The sequence below is a fragment of the Vibrio sp. 1069 genome (assembly GCF_033340555.1).
In genome coordinates, this window is the sequence record NZ_JAWOWP010000266.1 from 1 (window position 1) to 787 (window position 787).

The following is a 787-nucleotide window of genomic DNA, read 5'->3' on the forward strand; positions in this document are numbered from 1 at the left end:
ACACAGCCGTTTCCAGAAATCCAAGCTTCGATGTATTGCAGCGCAACGCGAATGTTGTGGCGCATGCCTTCTTCTGTACGTTCACCGTCACACGGTTCTAGCAACTCGGCTGCGGTAATTGGCGCATCTTCGGAGCGACTAACATCTAGTTGATTTGTTCGCTCTCCAAGTGCCGCACTGAATACTTCCATAGCAGTATCGGCTAGACCCGGGTGGGCAACCCACGTACCGTCGTGACCGTTATTCGCCTCAAGTGATTTATCGTTGTGAATTTTATCCAACACTTTCTGGTTTTCTTGCGGGTCTTTCGCGGGAATAAAGGCGGCCATTCCTCCCATCGCGAAAGCACCACGCTTGTGACAAGTACGAACCAGCAAACGCGAATAGGCGTTCAAAAATGGTTTGTCCATGGTGACGACTTGGCGATCCGGCAGAACACGATCTGGGTGTTTCTTCAGTGTTTTGATGTAACTGAAAATGTAATCCCAACGACCACAATTCAGCCCTACGATATGCTCTTTAAGTGAGAACAAAATCTCATCCATCTCAAACACAGCTGGTAACGTTTCGATCAGCACGGTCGCTTTGATCGTGCCAGTCTCTAAACCAAAATATTCTTCTGTGAAATGGAACACTTCACTCCACCACTTCGCCTCATGATGAGACTGCAGTTTAGGAAGATAGAAATATGGACCGCTGCCTTTTTGAAGCAATGCTTTGTGGTTATTGTAGAAATACAGTGCAAAATCAAAAAGCGCGCCTGGAATGATCTGACCGTGCCACGTCA

1 protein-coding gene is annotated in these 787 nt (G+C 47.5%); it reads right to left on the reverse strand.

The features are described from left to right. A partial coding sequence (locus tag R7040_RS25880) for a malate synthase (RefSeq protein WP_411978206.1) occupies positions 1 to 787 on the reverse strand: 787 nt, incomplete at both ends.